Below are 18,161 nucleotides of genomic sequence, written 5' to 3'. Positions count from 1 at the left end.
GCCACGCCCACCTCCCAGAACTACTCCGGGACCAGGCTGGCCTGCTCACCCGCCGAGATCAAATAGCCCAGCAAGGTTCGGTGACACGCCACTAGCTCAGGTGCCGGGCGAAGAACCGGGCTCCGGCGTCGATCTCGAACGACGGGACGCCGGTGTGGCCGCCGAGATTGGCGTGCAGCGTCTTCTCCTTGGAGCCGAAGGCGTCGAACAGGTCCAGGGCCAGCTGCCGGTCGTTCCCTTCGTCGTCCCACTGCAGCAGGACCTGCAGCGGAATGGTGACCTGGCGGGCCTCCTCGAACAGGGTGCCGGGCACGAAACTCCCGGCGAACAGAAGGGCGGCCGAGATGCGCGGCTCGACCACCGCCAGCCGGATACCGATGGCGATCACCCCTCCCTCGTACCCGACCGGGCCGCCGATCTCGGGCAGCGAAAGAAGGGCGTCCAGGGTCGCCTGCCATTCCGGGACCGCCCTTTCGACCAGCGGGAGGACGAGCCGGTCGACGATCCCGTCGACCGGCTCGCCGGCCTCCATCGCCCGCAGCAGGTCGGCGCGGGCCTGCTCGGCGGCGGCCGAACGGGGCCGGTCACCGCCCCCGGGGAGCTCGATGGCGGCTGCGGCGAAGCCGTACTCCGCCGCGTAGTGCCGGGCCCGGGCCGCCAGTCGGGGGTGCATCTTGTGCAGCCCGCCGGGGTGGCCGACCAGGATCAGCGGCGCCGGTGCGGATGCGGATGCGGGCGTCCACAGGATGCCGGGGACCTCGCCGAGGGTGAATTCGCGTTCGAGGACGCCGTCGCCGAGGCGCTGTTCGGAAGTGAATTGCATGGTCGTGCCTTTCGGGAGTGCTCTTGAACGGCGCTCCCGGACGACCTACCGTCCGACCGTGACCCCAGAGGGGAGCACCCATGTCGATACTGCGTTCACGGGTACCACCTCCTCGTTCTTTTGCACGGCCTCCGGAAAGCTAGCAGTGGTCGCCGCGGTCCGCCAACGGGTTTTTGCGGAGGCTCCGTGGCCGGATGCCACGGAGCCACTCGCCTAAAGGCCAAGGCCTTGTAGTTAAGGGCTTCGGGCCTGTGACGTGATCGCAGCGTGACGAAATCGGAACACTACGCAGAGCTACTCGGGGTCTCATCGCAGCTTCCCGAGTGGAGGGCCGTTTAGTGCATGATCCGCTCGTTCGTTGGGGTTCGGCGAAACCCCGTCGGGCGGTCCCTGGGTCTGGCTAAGGTCCGGTCGTGCCGGTGGAGTTTCTGATGTAGGTTCCGGATAGACCTGTCGGTGTCCGAGTGTGTTGTCGTGCAGAATGCGATCAGAACACCATCGTGAGCAGGTCGGCGAACAGCTCCTGTTCGTCGATCTCGAGCCCGCGGTTCGTGAACCACGTGGCCATGTTGTGGCAGTCGCGCATCAGGAAGTCCATGCCCTTCGGGTTGCCGACGATGTCGACGACCTGGGGCAGGTCGATCATCACGATCCGCTCGGCCTGCGCGAGGACGTTGTACGGCGAAAGGTCGCCGTGCGCGAGCCCCGCGCGGGCCAGTTCACGCATGCCGTTGCGGAGCTGCTCGAAGTACACACCGAGCAGCTCCTTCGACGGCCGGACCTGGGCGAGCCGGGGCGCGGCACCGCCCTCGCCGTCGTCGATGAACTCCATCAGCAGCTCGGTGCCGTCCACCTGCACGGGATACGGCACCGGGACGCCGGCCCTCCACAACCGGTTGAGGGCGTCCCATTCGGCGTATGCCCACTGACCGGCCGCGACACTACGGCCGTGCGAGGTCTTCTTCGCCATCGCCCGGCTGTCGCGGCTGTTGCGGGTACGGCGGCCTTCGACGTACGACGTACTGCGGTGGAAGGACCGGTGCTCCTCGGTGCGGTACCGTTTCGCGGCCAGCAGCGAGGACTTCGCCGGGTTGTCGCCGATGGCTTCGACGGCCCGTTCGAGCAGGAAGACGTCGGCTTCCTTGCCGGTTTTGAGGACGCCAAGCTCGGTGTCGATCGCAGCCTGTTCCGTCACAACCCACGAGGGGCGTGGTTCCGGGCCGCGAGAACCGCGCTCGACCTCCAGCCAGGTGGACCACCGCTGATCCGGGCCCAGCTCCTCGTCGACCGAATGGAACTTGAAGACGAAGGCTGCGGCCGGATCTGGTCGGGACTCGTCACCGGTGAATTCGGACCGGTGGGAGTCGAGGTCGGAGTAGGTATCAGAGAGTTCGTACTCGGAAGACAACGGGTGTGCTCCTGAACAAAGAGGTGGGACTGATGCGGACATGCCGCAGCGCAGTGATGGCCATCCGTCAGCCCTCCTTAGTCCAGGCAGCGCTCTCCGCCGCTCGATCGACCCAGCATGCCCCGCCCGTTTCGGACCCCGCAACGTATTTACCGGAGCTGGGACCGTGCGGTCGGGCTCAGCCGGAGCTCCTGCATCGGCTTCGCGGATCCACCCGCTCCAGCGGCCGAAGTTCGGCGAGCTGCCAGCGTACGCGCGGCCCGGCGACATCGTGCATATCTCCGAGATGTTCCGCCTCGTGCGCGGCACCCAGGGCACCCCGGCGATCCCGGCACAGCGCAAGGCCCGCCGCGAATACGAGAACCGTGTCAACGCCTTCCGGCTACAGCCGGATCATGATCGTTCTCAGCGCCAACGACTGTACCGATGTTCCCCACAGCCGTTTCCCCCTGACGAGGTCGCCCGGCTCGGCGGCGCGTCGCTCGTGTTGGTGCGGGGCGACGACCGCCGCAACACCGGCCTTTCATGCTCGGACGCCAAGCCGGGTCACCGGTTCCTCAGGCACCGGCGAACAGCAACGATCAGCGAGAGATGGGCATTTGCGTTAACAACCCTGCTGGCAACGCCAGGTGCGTTACGGCCGCGTCGACCGTTCATGCCACAGAAACTTACGTAAGATCCACAGGCATTTTCGGCTTCCCCTGAAAGGCAGCCGTGCTCTCGCGGATCACGAGCTCGGTGCCCAGCTCCACTCGCCTCTGCTGAAGCGACTCCCCCTCAGCCAGGTTGATCAGCATGGTGGCGGCCGTGGCGCCCATCTCGATCAGGGGCTGGCGGATCGTGGTGAGCGGCGGGATGGCCCAGCGCCAGGGGGGCATGTCGTCGAAGCCGATCACACTGAGGTCGTCCGGGATGCGTAGTCGCAGCTCATGGGCAGCGTGGTAGACGCCGACGGCCTGGCCGTCGTTGGACGCGAAGATCGCAGTAGGTGGCTCAGGCAACTTCATCAGTCGGCGGGTGTGGGCCAGGCCGTCCTCGATCTGAAACGCCCCCTGGCAGATCAGGTCGGGGTCGACCGGCACGCCGGCGGCATCAAGGGCGGCACGGTAACCGTCCAGGCGTGCCCGGCCGGAAAGCGCGTACTCAGGCCCCGTGATCATCGCGATTCGGCGGTGACCGAGTTCGAGAAGGTGACGGGTGGCCTCCAGGCCACCGCTCCAGTTGGTGGCCCCCACCGAAGGTACGCCGCGGCCAGGATCCCCGGCGGGATCCAGCACGACCAAGGGAACCTCGCGAGTGGCCAGCCGCACGCGCTGGTCATCCGTGGGACCCGAAAACACCGTGATGACACCGGTGGGGCGGCGGCTGAGCACGTCCTCGATCCACCGGTGTCCCGGGGCATGCCGACCGCCGAGCTCGGAGATCACCACGCTCAGGCCATGCCGCCGGGCGACCTGCTGGACACCCTTGACGATCTCTATCGGATAGTCGCCCGCCAGCTCGTGAAAGACGACCTCGATGAGGCCCGCCGGTTTGATGCGGCGGCGTTGTCTGCGGTAACCGTGCTCTCGGATGAGGCCCTCGACCAGGGCGCGGGTCTCCGGACCAACCTCCGAGCGGCCGTTGACGACCTTTGAGACGGTGGCCATGGAGACTCCGGCCAGCTCGGCGAGCTGAGAGAGGGTCAGTGGTTCGGAGGGGGCCGAGTCGGCGTGGGGGGATTCCTCGGTCGAGGTCATATCGGGAGTGTATCCGGGCGGCTTTCGGTCTCTCGTTATGGCCGTTTCCGCTGTTCCTCCCCCTTTCCAGCCCGCTTCGCCAGACGCTTGGAACGATCGTTGATCCGGCAGGTGTCGGAAGTCAGCCGGAGAATTTCCATCGATCGGCTCGGGCGTCCCGAGTCATCCATCAAGGTCCGTCGAGGAAGTTAGCCAGATTCGGCCAGAATTCTACGGTTGCCAACTGGTAACTTCTGTGAAACTTTCACATGCGCGGGCAGCGCGACGTGATCTCCCACCGGACGAATGCCCAGGCCGGGAAACGTGTCAGTGGCAATGCCCAGGTCAGCGAGGGTTGTGACTCGTTGACCTGGATCGGACAGTCGGATGTACTCCGCGACAACACATCCACGGGAGCAGGCCATGGAGATCTGGAGCCTCAAATGTTAGCGATAACAGTTTTTAGTGGCCGCCACCTCACCGGGTACCGGGCCGCCCCCCAGGTGTTCTACTTCGCGCCGCAGAACCTGTGGTGCCTGGTCTACCAGACCGGTAACGCGTCGTACTCGACCACCACCGACATCTCCAACCCGGCGTCGTGGAGCGCACCCCGGCACTTCTACTCCGGGATGCCCGACATCATCCGGCAGAACATCGGCAACGGCTACTGGGTCGACATGTGGGTGACCTGCGACACCGTCAACTGCCACCTGTTCTCCTCCGACGACAACGGCCACCTCTACCGCTCGCAGACGACGGTTGCGAACTTCCCGAACGGGTTCTCCCTGGAAGCTCGGTCTGCTCACCCAGACCAACTCCACCTGCTGACCCCTCTTCGACCTCATCCGCGGCAATACCGGCAAACCCACATCGTTCGCTCTCAACGGCCGGACCTGCGGCGTGTCCTGACCTCACGCCACGCCCCGGTCCCGTCATCTGTCAGACGACGGGACCGGGCACTCCCCGCCGGTAAAACCCCCAGAAAGGAACGCCCGTGTCCCTGAGCCGCAGGCAGTTCGGCAAGGCCGCCCTGACGTCGGCCGCCCTCGCCACCACCGGTGTGGTCGGCTTCCCCCGAGCGGCGTACGCGGCGAACACCGCGTACGTCTTCGGCTACTTCACCGAATCCCCGAACCAGCAGGCCGCCGACTACGGCCTGCACCTGGCAGCCAGCCGGGACGGCCTGAACTGGACGCCTCTCAACCAGAACAACCCCGTGGTCACCCCCACGGCCGGTCAGCAGGGCCTGCGTGACCCGCAGATCTTCCGGAAGATCGACGGCACCTTCGTCGTCGTCGCCACCGACCTGAAGGGCCTCAACTTCGGCACGCCCAGCCAGTACCTGCATGTCTGGGACTCGGTCGACCTGACCGACTTCACCGGCTACCGCCGCCTGCGGATGCACACGACGAATGGTCACACCTGGGCCCCGACGGTCTTCCGCGACAATTCTCGCGGGCAGTACGGCATCGTCTACTCGTTCAACACCGGCGGCCGGGACATCCTGGCGGTCAACTACACCGCCGACTTCCAGTCGGTCAGCGCGCAGCAGACCTTCTTCAGCCCCGGCTTCAACGTGCTGGACGGCGACATCGTGGTCGACGGGTCCACGACGTACCTCTACTACAAGAACCTCAACGACGGAAACCTGTACGGCGCCCGCTCCGCCACGGGCCAGCCCAACAGCTTCACGACCTACACGAGCGGGATCCGCATCGGCAACGCCATCGAGGCGCCGTTGCTCCAGAGGTCCAACGACGGCGGCTGGCGGCTGTGGGGTGACTCCTTCAGCCCGGTCAACAACGACTACTACCTGTGGTCGTCATCGAACATCGGCGCCAACGCGTGGTCGGCGATGAACCAGCGTGACTACACCCCGCCGATGAACTCCAAGCACGGTTCGATCGCCGGGATCACCGACGCCGAGTACAACGCCCTGGTCTCCCGGTGGGGCCTGCCGAACTGGGTGCGGCTGAAGTCGTCGAACTTCCCCGACTATTTCGTACGGCACGCCGACCGGATCGGGCGGATCGCCCCCTACCCGTTCGACCCGTACCGGGACCAGATGTGGCGGATGGTGCCGGGCCTGGCCGACTCGGCCGGGGTGTCATTCGAGTCGGTGAGCGTGCCCGGCAGCTTCCTGCGCCACAACAACTACGCGATCCGGCTGGACCCGAACGACAACTCCGCGACCTTCCGGGCCGACGCGACGTTCTATCGCGTGGCCGGGCTGGCCGACGGGAGTTGGTCGTCGTTCCGGTCGTACAACTTCCCGACCCACCATCTGCGGCACCAGGGCTACGTGCTGCGCATCGACCCGATCAGTTCGTCATCAAGCGCCGCCGACCGGCAGGACGCGACCTTCCGGGTTACCTCATGAGTGAAATGTTATCGCTAACACCTCCTTCGAGCGCGGCACCTACGCACCAAAAGCCGTGGCCAGCCGCGCCAACGGCCTGACCGCGTGAAATGGATAGCCGACCGTGGTGGCTTCGACCGGCCACCTCACCCCCAGCCCCAAGGAGCTTCCCCATGTCCCTGAGCCGTCGCCAACTCTTTCGGGCCGCGGGCGCGACCGCCGCGCTCTCGGCCGTCGGCCAGGTGGTGGGCACGTCTCATGCTCTGGCCGCGCTCCCGTGGGCCAGATCCGAAGTCGGTGTCTCGGCCTACGAGTTCGACCTCGGCCAGGTCCGGCTGACCTCCGGCCGCTGGCTGGACAACCAGAACCGCACTCTCGACTACCTGCGCTTCGTCGACGTCGACCGGCTGCTGTACGTCTTCCGCGCCAACCACCGCCTGTCCACCAACGGCGCGGCGGCCAACGGCGGCTGGGACGCGCCCAGCTTCCCGTTCCGGTCCCACATGCAGGGCCACTTCCTGACGGCCTGGGCGCAGGCCTATGCCGTACTCGGAGACACCACCTGCCGGGACAAGGCCAACCAGATGGTCGCCGAGCTGGCCAGATGCCAGGCCAACAACGGCGCGGCCGGGTTCACCACCGGCTACCTGTCAGGCTTCCCCGAGTCCGACATCACCGCGGTCGAGAACCGCACGCTGAGCAACGGCAACGTGCCGTACTACTGCATTCACAAGACCCTCGCCGGGCTGCTGGACGTGTGGCGGCACATCGGCAACACCCAGGCCAGGACCGTGCTTCTGGCCCTCGCCGGATGGGTGGACACCCGGACCGGCCGCCTGTCCTCCAGCCAGACGCAGGCCATGCTGGGCACCGAGTTCGGCGGCATGAACGCCGTGCTCACCGACCTGTACCAGATGACCGGGGACTCCCGCTGGCTGACGGTCGCGCAGCGCTTCGACCACGCCGCCGTGTTCGACCCGCTCGCCTCCAACCAGGACCGGCTCAGTGGCCTGCACGCCAACACGCAGGTGCCCAAATGGATCGGCGCCGCGCGGGAGTACAAGGCGACCGGAACCACCCGCTACCGCGACATCGCCGCCAACGCCTGGGCCATCACGATCAACGCCCACACCTACGCCAACGGCTCCAACAGCCAGGCCGAGCACTTCCGCGCCCCCAACGCCATCGCCGCGCACCTGACCAGGGACACCGGCGAGGCCTGCAACACCTACAACATGCTCAAGCTCACCCGGGAGTTGTGGACGCTGTCGCCGACCCGGGCCGACTACTTCGACTACTTCGAGAACGCCCTGCTCAACCACCTGCTCGGCCAGCAGAACCCGGCCGACAGCCGGGGCCACGTCACCTACTTCACCCCGCTCAACCCCGGCGGGAGGAGAGGCGTCGGCCCGGCCTGGGGCGGCGGCACGTGGAGTACCGACTACAACTCGATGTGGTGCTGCCAGGGCACCGGCATCGAGACCAACACCAAGCTGATGGACTCGATCTACTTCCACAACGGCACCACGCTGTTCGTGAACCTGTTCGCGCCCTCCACGCTCAACTGGTCACAGCGCGGCATCACGGTCACCCAGACGACGTCGTATCCGGTGAGCGACACCACGTCGTTGCAGGTCACCGGCAATGTGAGCGGGTCATGGACGATACGGGTCCGCATCCCGGCCTGGACCCAGGGCGCGACGATCAGCGTCAACGGCGTCCAGCAGAACGTCGTCACCACCCCGGGCACCTACGCCTCGATCACCCGGTCGTGGACGTCGGGCGACACGGTGACCGTACGGCTCCCGATGCGGGTGGTCCTGAAGGCCGCCAACGACAACCCGAACCTGCAGGCCGTCACCTACGGCCCAGTCGTGCTGTCGGGCGACTACGGGAGCACATCCCTGTCGTCTGCGCCGGCACTGACCCCCTCGACGATCACCCGGACCAGCACCTCGGCGCTGGCGTTCACGGCCACGGCCAACGGGGCATCGGTGAATCTGGGTCCGTTCTACGACGCCGCCAACCACAACTACGTCGTCTACTGGAACGCCACGGGGCAGGGCGGCGGAGGCGACGGGACGAGCTTCCGGCTGATCAACGCGGCCAGCGGGCTGGCACTCGGCATCCAGAACATGTCGACCGCGGACGGCGGCCTGGCGTTGCAGTGGACCGACAACGGCACCGCCGACCATGACTGGGTGCCGATCGTGGACGGCAACGGGCTGCGGTTCCGCAACGTCAACAGCGGCAAGGTGCTGGGCGTCGAGAACATGTCGACGGCCGACAACGCCCGGATCCTGCAGTGGGATGACAACGGCACCGCCGACCACCGGTGGACGATCACCGACGTCGGCGACGGCTCGGTCAAGATTCGCAACGCCAACAGCTCGAAGCTGCTGGGCATCCTGAACGGCTCCACCGCCAACGGCGCCCAGGCGGTCCAGGACCCCGACAACGGTTCGGCCGACAACCAGTGGCGGTTCGTGCCCAACGGCGCGCGCCGCGTCCAGAACGTGGCGACCGGCATGGTGCTCGGGGTCACCGACATGTCCATCGCCGACGGCGCGCTCGTCGTTCAGTGGGGTGACACCGGCACCGCCGACCACCTCTGGACGGCCGTCGTCGACACCGGCGGTTACCTGCGCTTGCGCAACTCCAACAGCCAGAAGGTGCTGGGGGTGGAGAACGCCGCCACCGCGGCGGGTTCCCGGGTCGTGCAGTGGGCCGACAACGGCACCAACGACCACCGCTGGCGGCTGCGCTACGGCAGCGACGCCACCTTCCGCATCCAGTGCGCCAACGGCGGCCGGGTCCTCGGTCTGGCCGGCACCGCCCAGGGCGCGCAGATCGTGCTCGCCGACGACAACGGCTCGAACAACGACCTCTGGAGGTTCCTGTGAGACGTGTGCTCGCGGTTCTCTCATCTCTGCTCCTCGTGGGCGTGTTTCTCACGACCCAGTCCGCGAACGCGGCGACCGTCGACACCAACGCCTGGTACGTCCTGGTCAACCGCACCAGTGGCAAGGCCCTGGACGTCTACAACCTGTCGACGGCCGACGGCGGCCGGATCACCCAATGGACCCGTAACAACGGCAACCAGCAGCAGTGGCAGTTCGTCGACTCCGGCGGCGGCTACTACCGCGTCAAGTCCCGCCACTCCGGCAAGGTCCTGGACGTCCACAACTTCTCCACCGCCGACGGCGCCGCCATCGTCCAGTGGGCCGACAGCAACGGCACCAACCAGCAGTTCCGCCTGGCCGACTCCACGGGCGGCTACATCCGCCTGATCAACCGCAACAGCAACAAGGTGATGGAGGTCCAGAACGCCTCCACCGCCGACGGCGCCAACATCGTCCAGTACACCGACTGGGGCGGCAACAACCAGCAGTGGCAACTCGTCCAGGTCGGCAGCGAACCGAACCCGACCCCCACACCAACGCCGACCACGGGGGGCGACTACACCAATCCGGTCGTGTGGCAGGACTTCGCCGACGGCGACATCATCCGGGTCGGCGACGCCTACTACTACTCGGCCTCGACGATGCACTACTCGCCGGGCGCGCCGATCCTGCGCTCCTACAACCTGGTCGACTGGGAGTACGCCGGCCACTCGGTCCCCCGGCTCGACTTCAACTCGAACGCCTACGACCTCAACGGCGGCCGGGCGTACGTGAAGGGCATCTGGGCATCGACCCTCAACTACCGGCCGAGCAACAGCACGTACTACTGGATGGGCTGCGTCGAGTTCAACCGCACCTACGTCTACACCGCCTCGGCGGTGGACGGCACCTGGACCAAGCGCTCCCAGATCAACAACTGCTACTACGACGCCGGCCTACTCGTCGACGACAACGACACGATGTACGTCGCCTACGGCAACGGCACGATCAGCGTCGCCCAGCTCTCGGCCGACGGGCTCAGCCAGGTGCGCGCCCAGCAGGTGTTCCAGACCCCCTCCAGCGTCGGCACCCTGGAGGGCGCCCGCTTCTACAAGCGCAACGGCTACTACTACATCTGGCTGACCCGGCCCGCGAACGGCCAGTACGTCCTGCGCTCCACCAGCCCGTTCGGCCCGTACGAGATGCGCCAGGTCCTGCTGAACATGCCGGGCCCGCTCGTAGGCGGCGGCGTGCCCCACCAGGGCGGGCTCGTGCAGACCCAGAACGGCGCCTGGTACTACATGTCGTTCGTCGACGCCTATCCCGGCGGCCGGGTACCGGCACTGGCGCCGATCACCTGGACCGGCGACGGCTGGCCGACCGTCCAGACGGTCAACGGCGGCTGGGGCGTCAACTACCCGAAGCCGAACATCCAGACCTCGAAGACCGTGCGGTCGATGATCGGCTCGGAGACGTTCACGTCGAGCACCCTCGGCCATCAGTGGGAGTGGAACCACAACCCCGACAACACCAGGTGGTCGGTGGGCAACGGGCTGCGGCTGCAGACCGCGACCGTCACAGGCGACCTGTACAACGCCCGCAACACCCTGACCCACCGCATCCAGGGGCCGTCGTCGACCGCGACGATCGAGCTCGACTACTCGCAGATGGCCAACGGCGACCGCAGCGGCCTGGCCATGCTCCGCGACCAGTCGGCCTGGATCGGCCTCAAACGCGACAACGGGACGACCCGCGTCGTGATGACCAACGGGCTGACCATGAACAGCAGCTGGCAGACCACCGGCACCGGCACCGAGGCGGCGAGCGCCAACGTCTCCGGCGGCCGGATCTGGCTGCGGGTCAACGCCGACATCCGGCCCGGCTCCGGACGGCAGGCCCGCTTCTCCTACAGCACCGACGGGACCAACTTCACCTCGTTCGGACCGGCCTTCACGTTGAACAACGCCTGGCAGTTCTTCATGGGCTACCGCTTCGGGATCTTCAACCACACCACCCAGTCCCTCGGTGGCTCGGTGACCGTGCGCCGCTTCGACCTCACGACCCCATAAGAACCACCCCACCACCCAATCGCTCCGCGTCAGATGAAATCGGAGTACATCATGAGAATAAGACCCCTGGCCGTCATCGTGGCTGCGGCCACATTGCTGATGAGCCTCTTCGTGGCCGTCCAATCCGCGAACGCGGCGACGGTCGACACCAACGCCTGGTACGTCCTGGTCAACCGCAACAGCGGCAAGGCCCTGGACGTCTACAACCTGGCCACCAACGACGGCGCCCGCATCACCCAGTGGACCCGCAACAACGGCAACCAGCAGCAGTGGCAGTTCGTCGACAGCGGCGGCGGCTACTACCGCATCAAGTCCCGCCATTCCGGCAAGGTCCTCGACGTCTACAACTGGTCGACCGCCAACGGCGGCTCGATCGTCCAGTGGGCCGACGGCAACGGCACCAACCAGCAGTGGCGCCTGGCCGACTCCACCGGCGGCTACGTCCGCTTCATCAGCCGCCACAGCAACAAGGCCCTGGAGGTCCAAGGCGCCTCCACCGCCGATGGCGCCAACATCGTCCAGTACGACGACTGGGGCGGCAACAACCAGCAGTGGCAACTCGTCCAGGTCGGCAGCGGGCCCAACCCGACCCCCACGCCGACCCCGACCGGCACGTGCGCTCTTCCCTCGACGTACCGCTGGACATCGACGGGCTCACTGGCGACCCCGAAGTCGGGGTGGGTCTCGCTCAAGGACTTCACCACCGCCCCCTACAACGGCAGGCATCTCGTCTACGCGACGACGCACGACACGGGCACGAGTTGGGGTTCGATGAACTTCGGCCTCTTCACCAACTGGTCCGACATGGCCTCGGCCAGCCAGAACACGATGTCTGCTTCCACTGTCGCGCCCACGCTCTTCTACTTCGCCCCGAGGAACATCTGGGTGCTCGCCTACCAGTGGGGCGGGACCGCTTTCTCCTACCGGACCTCCAGCGACCCCACCAATCCGAACGGCTGGTCATCGCAGCAGGTCCTCTTCTCCGGAAGCATCACCGGCTCCGGAACAGGACCCATCGACCAGACGCTCATCGGTGACAGCACGAACATGTACCTGTTCTTCGCCGGCGACAACGGCAAGATCTACCGGGCCGACATGCCCATCGGGAACTTCCCGGGCAGTTTCGGCACGACATCGACGGTGATCATGAGCGACACGACGAACAACCTGTTCGAAGCCGTTCAGGTCTACAAGCTCCAGGGCCAGAACCGATACCTCATGATCGTCGAGGCGATCGGCTCGCAGGGCCGCTACTTCCGCTCCTTCACGGCCACCAGTCTGAACGGTACATGGACACCGCAGGCCGCGACCGAGAGCAACCCCTTCGCCGGCAAGGCCAACAGCGGCGCCACCTGGACCAACGACATCAGCCACGGCGAACTGATCCGCACCAGCGCCGATCAGACCATGACCGTCGACCCCTGCAATCTGCAGCTGCTCTACCAGGGACGCAGCCCCAACTCCGGCGGCGACTACGGCCTCCTGCCCTACCGGCCGGGCCTGCTGACACTACAGCGCTGACGGCGTGACACAGGTCCGGCTCGAGCGTTCCTGACGTTCACCGCAAAGGCGTACGCCCCATCGGGTGAGCGCAGTCACGGCACGCGATCAGGACCGGATGGAGCCGGCACGGCGGGCTCGGCGCAAGACCGAGCCCGCCCGGGTCACGCGGAAACGTCAGCGCTCACATAGCGACGGAATGCGGGGTCGGGCACACACTCCCCAGCCTGAGGTCCACCCTCGAAAGGATCGCCATGAGATCTGCACCATCACGCCGCCTGCCCTGGCGCATGGGCTTGTTGACCCAGACCAACTCCCCCTGCTGATCACCCCCTGAACCGCCCTGGACGTGGCGAACACTCCGACCCGCCACGTCCGGGGCCACCGCCAAACATCCGCCTGAGGGAGACGACAGGTGAAACCCGTACTTCGCAGGGCCAGGAGGAGATCTCGCCACCTGGTTCTCTGGACCGTGAGCCTGTTCTTGCTGACCACGTTGTTGCCGTCCCTGGCCAGGGCCGACAACCCGATCGTGCAGACCATCTACACCGCCGACCCGGCGCCGCTCGTCCACAACGGCCGCGTCTACCTGTACACCGGCCATGACGAGGACGGCTCGACGTACTTCACCATGCGCGAATGGCGGGTGTACTCGTCGTCGGACATGGCGAACTGGACCGACCACGGCTCCCCGATGAACCTGGCCACCTTCGCCTGGGCCGACGCCAACGCCTGGGCGGGCCAGGTCGCCTATCGCAACGGCAGGTTCTACTGGTACGTGCCGGTCCGGGACCGCGCCTCCGGTTCGATGGCCATCGGCGTCGCGGTCGCCGATAACCCGACCGGCCCGTTCCGCGACGCCATCGGACGTCCGCTGGTGAGGAACGGCGAGATCGACCCTACGGTCTTCATCGACGACAACGGTCAGGCCTACCTGTACTGGGGCAACCCCAACCTCTGGTACGTCCGGCTGAACACCGACATGATCTCCTTCTCCGGCAGCCCGACCCAGATCCCCCTGACCGCCGCGGGATTCGGCGCGCGCAGCGGCAACACGAGCCGTCCCACCCTCTATGAAGAGGGGCCCTGGGTCTTCAAGCGCAACGGCCTCTACTACAACGTGTTCGCCGCCGAATGCTGCTCGGAGTTCATCGCCTACTCGACAGCCCCCGGCGCCACCGGGCCGTGGACCTACCGGGGAACGATCATGCCCCGGCAGGGCGGCAGCTTCACCAACCACGCCGGAATCGTCGACTTCAACGGCGGATCCTACTTCTTCTACCACAACGGCGCCCTGCCGGGCGGCGGCGGCTTTACCCGCTCGGTCGCCGTGGAGAAGTTCACCTACAACGCCGACGGCACCATCCCGACCATCAACATGACCACCGCCGGCCCCCCGCAGTTGGGAACGCTGAATCCGTTCGTACGCCAGGAGGCCGAGACCATCGCCTGGGCGACCGGCGTCGAGACCGAGCCGTCCAGCGAAGGCGGCATGAACGTCGGCTGGATCGAGAACGGCGACAACATCAAGGTCAGGGGCGTCGCCTTCGGCACCGGGGCCTCGTCCTTCACCGCCCGGGTGGCCTCGGGGGTGAGCGGCGGCACCATCGAACTCCGCCTGGGCAGCGCCACCGGCACCCTGGTCGGCACCTGTGCCGTCCCGGGGACCGGCGGCTGGCAGAACTGGACCACCGTCACCTGCCCGGTGAGCGGGGCCACCGGAACCCGCGACCTGTATCTCCGCTTCGCCGGCGGCAGCGGCTACCTGCTCAACCTCAACTGGTGGCAGTTCACCCCGAGCGGCGGCAGCGGCGGCGGGAACCTGCTGACCAACGCCACCATGGAGAACGGCACGACCGGGTGGACGGCCTCCGGCGGCACCCTGTCCTCCGCCACGAACGTCGCCTACGCCGGCAGCCGGTCCCTGCTCAACTCCGGGCGCACGGCGGCCTGGCAAGGCCCCAACCAGAACGTCACCGCACAGCTCACCAACGGCAAGAGCTACACCACGAGCGTCTGGGTGCGCTCACAGAGCGGCACCCCCGACGCGAAGGCGACCCTGGCACTCACCGCCAACGGCACGACGAACTACGTCCAGCTCACCCCGGCACAAGCGGTGAACACGAACGGCTGGACCCAGCTGACCGGCACCACGACCGTGTCGTGGGCCGGCACGCTGACCAACGCCTCCTTCTACGTCGAGACAGCCGCCGGAACCGACGGGCTCTACATCGACGACGCCTCCTTCCAATGACCGGACAGAAAGGAGTCACCCCATGTCCAGACGCAGATCCGTGCTCACCGCCATCACGGCCGCGGCGCTTCTCATCCTCTCCATGGGTGCCGTGGCGATAAGTCACAGTGCGAGCGCGAGCACGTCGAGCAGCGCCCTCGCGGCGACCGCCGGGTGCGGCAGGACGCCGACCCTCCAGAACGGCACCAACACGATCCAGAGCAGCGGCAAGAACCGCAGCTACATCCTGAGAATCCCCGGCAACTACGACAACCAGCGACCGTACCGGCTGATCTTCGGCTTCCACTGGCTGGGCGGCACCGCCACCGACGTCGCCACCGGCCAGACCGTGCAGCGCGACGTCTGGTCCTACTACGGGCTCCAGCAGCTGGCCGGCGAAAGCACGATCTTCGTCGCGCCACAGGGCTTCAACAACGGCTGGGCCAACAGCGGCGGCGAAGACGTGACCTTCGTCGACGACATGATCCGGCGGATCGAGGCCGACCTCTGCGTCGAGACAACGCAGCGTTTCGCCCTCGGCTTCAGCTACGGCGGCGCCATGAGCTACGCGCTCGCCTGCGCGAGGGCCGACGTCTTCCGCGCCGTCGCGGTCTACTCCGGCGGACAGCTCAGCGGATGCAGCAGCGGCACCCAGCCGATCGCCTACTTCGCGGCGCACGGCCTCAGGGACGGTGTGCTGAACATCTCCGGCGGGCGGTCGATGCGAGACAGGTTCGTCCGGAACAACGGCTGCACCGCCCAGAACCCGCCCGAGCCCGGCCAGGGCAGCCTGACGCATCGGAGCACCACTTACTCGGGCTGCGCGGGCGGCCGTCCGGTCGTCTGGGCCGCTTTCGACGAGGGGCACATCGCCGCCCCACAGGACGGGGCACCCGGCGACAGCGGTTCCAGAACATGGCTGCCGGGAGAGACATGGAGATTCTTCAGCCAGTTCCAGTCCACTCCGTCTCCCAGCCCATCCCCGACCCCGACTCCGACTCCGTCGGGACCGACCACGGGGGCGTGCGCCGCGACCATCCGGGTGACCAATTCGTGGCAGGGCGGCTTTCAGGGTGAGGTCACCGTGCTCGCGGGCAACTCCGCGATCAACGGCTGGACCATCAACTGGATCTGGCCCGGCTCGCAGACCATCACCCAGATCTGGGGAGGTGTCCGCTCCGGCTCCGGCTCCGGCTCGAACGTGAGGGTACGCAACGAGACGTGGAACGGCTCGCTCGGCGCCAACGCGAGCACGATCTTCGGCTTCCTCAGCAACGGCGTACCGACCACCCCGGCGGCCACCTGCGCCGGCCCGTGACCGTGCCGCGTGTTTCGACCGAGTAGCGATCGGGCCCATGGTGCGGGGCGCCGGCCCACGCCAGGGGCCCGATCACCGATTCCCCCGCCTCTGTCCACTGAGGAGTGATGTCAATGAGCAGGAAACGAATACGTGCGTTGCCGGCCTCCGCCGTCACCGTGATGCTGACCCTGGCAGCGGTCACCTCGGCCACCCCGGCACAGGCGTTGAACAACGGCGTGGGTCGTACCCCGCCGATGGGGTGGAACACCTGGAACACGTTCGGCTGCAACATCAACGAGACGCTGATCCGGCAGACGGCCGACGCCCTGGTCAGCAACGGCATGCGCGACCTGGGCTATCAGTACGTCGTCGTCGACGACTGCTGGTTCAACCCCAACCGCGACTCCGCCGGGAACATCCAGGCCAACCTGTCGCGGTTCCCGAGCGGGATGAAGGCGCTCGGCGACTACCTGCACGCCAGGGGCCTGAAGTTCGGCCTCTACCAGGTGCCCCTGGACAAGACCTGCGCGCAGTACTTCAACTCCTACCCGGGCGCGACCGGCAGCCTCAACCACGAGGTCCAGGACGCCCGGCAGTTCGCGGCCTGGGGCGTGGACTATCTCAAGTACGACTGGTGCTCCCCCACCGGCACCATCGACGACCAGGTGCGCACCTTCGCCAAGATGCGGGACGCTCTGGCGGCGACCGGACGACCGATCCTCTACAGCATCAACCCCAACAGCATCCATTCCAAGACCGGGCCGCAGCGCAACTGGGGAGACGTCGCCAACATCTGGCGCACGACCGAGGACATCACCAACGCCTGGGACACGGGCCAGACCAACGGCTACCCGATGGGCATCCAGAACATCGTCAACGTCAATGCGCCGCTGTCGGGCTACGCCGCGCCGGGGCAGTTCAACGACCCCGACATGATGGTGGTCGGCCGGGGCGGCATGAACGACACCGAGATGCGTAGCCACTTCGCCCTGTGGGCCATCATGGCCGCGCCCTTGATCGCCGGTAACGACGTGCGCAACATGGACAACGCGACCGCCACGATCATGAAGAACCAACACCTGATCGCCATCAACCAGGACACGCTCGGCCTTCAGACCACCCAGATCAGCAACGACGGCACGCGCCGCATCCTGGCCAAACGGCTGAGCAACGGCGACGTCGCGGTCGCCCTGTTCAACCAGGGCGGCAGCACCACCACGATCAGCACCACCGCCTCCGCCATCGGCCTGTCCGGCAACTCCTTCAACCTGCGCGACGCCTGGACGAACGCCGTCACCACGACCACCGGCACCGTCTCGGCGAGCGTCCCGTCCCACGGCACCGTCGTGTTCCGGGTCAGTGGCGGCACACCCAATCCCACGCCCTCGCCTTCCACGTCTCGCATCCAGGGCGTGGGGTCGGGCCGGTGCCTGGACGTGACCGGCGCCTCCCAGGCCAACGGCACCCCGGTGGTGATCTGGGACTGCAACGGCCAGAACAACCAGCAGTGGACCCCCACGCCCGCCGGCGAGCTGCGGGTCTACGGCAACAAGTGCCTGGACGTCAACAACAACGGCACCGCCGACGGAACCGGCGTCCTCATCTGGGACTGCAACAGCCAGAACAACCAGAAGTGGCGCTTCAACACCGACGGCACCATCACCGCCATCGGCGCGAACAAGTGCCTGGACGTCGCCAACAACGCCACGACCAACAACGCCAGAATCCAGATCTGGACATGCACCGGTGGCACCAACCAACGCTGGACCCGCGGGTGATCCTCTCGTCCACCGCACCGTGAAAGGCCGTTCGCCGGCCTCAGCGGGCAGAGGCCGGCGCACGGAAGCCCAGCCCGGCCACCCACCATCC

At 66.9% G+C, this 18,161-nt stretch carries 11 protein-coding genes; 8 read left to right on the top strand and 3 right to left on the bottom strand.

Features of this window, described 5'->3' with window-relative positions; translation table 11 throughout:
* Window positions 1-91: 91 nt before the first annotated feature.
* The 3 genes from ABZU75_RS39325 to ABZU75_RS39315 form a co-directional block, all read right to left on the bottom strand.
* Window positions 92-823 carry an alpha/beta hydrolase gene (locus ABZU75_RS39325; RefSeq protein WP_355566152.1) on the bottom strand — a complete coding sequence of 244 codons (732 nt, stop codon included), beginning with the start codon at window positions 821-823 and terminating at the stop codon, window positions 92-94.
* A gap of 487 nt (window positions 824-1,310) precedes the next feature.
* Complete coding sequence (locus ABZU75_RS39320; protein WP_355566149.1) at window positions 1,311-2,231, bottom strand: RIO1 family regulatory kinase/ATPase; 921 nt, start codon at window positions 2,229-2,231, stop codon at window positions 1,311-1,313.
* Between the two features lie 668 nt (window positions 2,232-2,899).
* The gene (locus ABZU75_RS39315) at window positions 2,900-3,970 is read right to left on the bottom strand and encodes a LacI family DNA-binding transcriptional regulator (protein WP_355566147.1); all 1,071 of its coding nucleotides are present in this window, start codon (window positions 3,968-3,970) and stop codon (window positions 2,900-2,902) included.
* Window positions 3,971-4,392: 422 nt separating this feature from the next.
* Between ABZU75_RS39315 and ABZU75_RS39310 the strand changes: the two genes are divergently transcribed.
* The 8 genes from ABZU75_RS39310 (at window position 4,393) to ABZU75_RS39275 (ending at window position 18,070) form a co-directional block, all read left to right on the top strand.
* Window positions 4,393-4,953 (top strand): non-reducing end alpha-L-arabinofuranosidase family hydrolase, encoded by a 561-nt coding sequence (locus ABZU75_RS39310; protein WP_355566144.1) that lies wholly within the window; start codon window positions 4,393-4,395, stop codon window positions 4,951-4,953.
* Entirely contained in the window at window positions 4,944-6,329 is a 1,386-nt protein-coding gene (locus ABZU75_RS39305) for a glycoside hydrolase family 43 protein (RefSeq protein WP_355566142.1), read from the top strand. The genes ABZU75_RS39310 and ABZU75_RS39305 overlap by 10 nt, the downstream gene beginning before the upstream one ends.
* Before the next feature lie 152 nt (window positions 6,330-6,481).
* On the top strand, window positions 6,482-9,211 hold the full coding sequence (locus tag ABZU75_RS39300; protein WP_355566139.1) for a beta-L-arabinofuranosidase domain-containing protein: 2,730 nt from the start codon (window positions 6,482-6,484) through the stop codon (window positions 9,209-9,211).
* Window positions 9,212-9,252: 41 nt separating this feature from the next.
* Window positions 9,253-11,259 (top strand): family 43 glycosylhydrolase, encoded by a 2,007-nt coding sequence (locus ABZU75_RS39295; protein WP_355566136.1) that lies wholly within the window; start codon window positions 9,253-9,255, stop codon window positions 11,257-11,259.
* Between the two features lie 99 nt (window positions 11,260-11,358).
* Window positions 11,359-12,780, top strand: coding sequence for a non-reducing end alpha-L-arabinofuranosidase family hydrolase (locus ABZU75_RS39290; RefSeq protein ID WP_355566155.1), 1,422 nt, complete (start codon window positions 11,359-11,361; stop codon window positions 12,778-12,780).
* 394 nt (window positions 12,781-13,174) lie between these two features.
* A complete protein-coding gene (locus ABZU75_RS39285; protein ID WP_355566133.1) occupies window positions 13,175-15,013 on the top strand; it encodes a family 43 glycosylhydrolase in 1,839 nt (612 codons plus the stop codon).
* 22 nt (window positions 15,014-15,035) lie between these two features.
* Window positions 15,036-16,310, top strand: a complete 1,275-nt coding sequence (locus ABZU75_RS39280; RefSeq protein WP_355566130.1) for a cellulose binding domain-containing protein — start codon at window positions 15,036-15,038, stop codon at window positions 16,308-16,310.
* A gap of 113 nt (window positions 16,311-16,423) precedes the next feature.
* Window positions 16,424-18,070, top strand: coding sequence for a lectin (locus tag ABZU75_RS39275; protein ID WP_355566127.1), 1,647 nt, complete (start codon window positions 16,424-16,426; stop codon window positions 18,068-18,070).
* The last annotated feature ends 91 nt before the right edge of the window (window positions 18,071-18,161 follow it).

It is taken from the genome of Streptosporangium sp. NPDC005286 (genome assembly GCF_040607515.1).
Classification (GTDB): domain Bacteria; phylum Actinomycetota; class Actinomycetes; order Streptosporangiales; family Streptosporangiaceae; genus Streptosporangium.
Note: the sequence above shows the minus strand (reverse complement) of the source record. Positions and strands in the feature narration are given on the sequence as shown.

Bases quoted from the DNA above. Each gene is read 5' to 3' on its own strand.
- ABZU75_RS39325 (WP_355566152.1), bottom strand. From the start codon at position 823: ATGCAATTCACTTCCGAACAGCGCCTCGGCGACGGCGTCCTCGAACGC.
- ABZU75_RS39315 (WP_355566147.1), bottom strand. From the start codon at position 3,970: ATGACCTCGACCGAGGAATCCCCCCACGCCGACTCGGCCCCCTCCGAA.
- ABZU75_RS39310 (WP_355566144.1), top strand. From the start codon at position 4,393: ATGTTAGCGATAACAGTTTTTAGTGGCCGCCACCTCACCGGGTACCGG.
- ABZU75_RS39300 (WP_355566139.1), top strand. From the start codon at position 6,482: ATGTCCCTGAGCCGTCGCCAACTCTTTCGGGCCGCGGGCGCGACCGCC.
- ABZU75_RS39290 (WP_355566155.1), top strand. From the start codon at position 11,359: ATGAGCCTCTTCGTGGCCGTCCAATCCGCGAACGCGGCGACGGTCGAC.
- ABZU75_RS39280 (WP_355566130.1), top strand. From the start codon at position 15,036: ATGTCCAGACGCAGATCCGTGCTCACCGCCATCACGGCCGCGGCGCTT.
- ABZU75_RS39275 (WP_355566127.1), top strand. From the start codon at position 16,424: ATGAGCAGGAAACGAATACGTGCGTTGCCGGCCTCCGCCGTCACCGTG.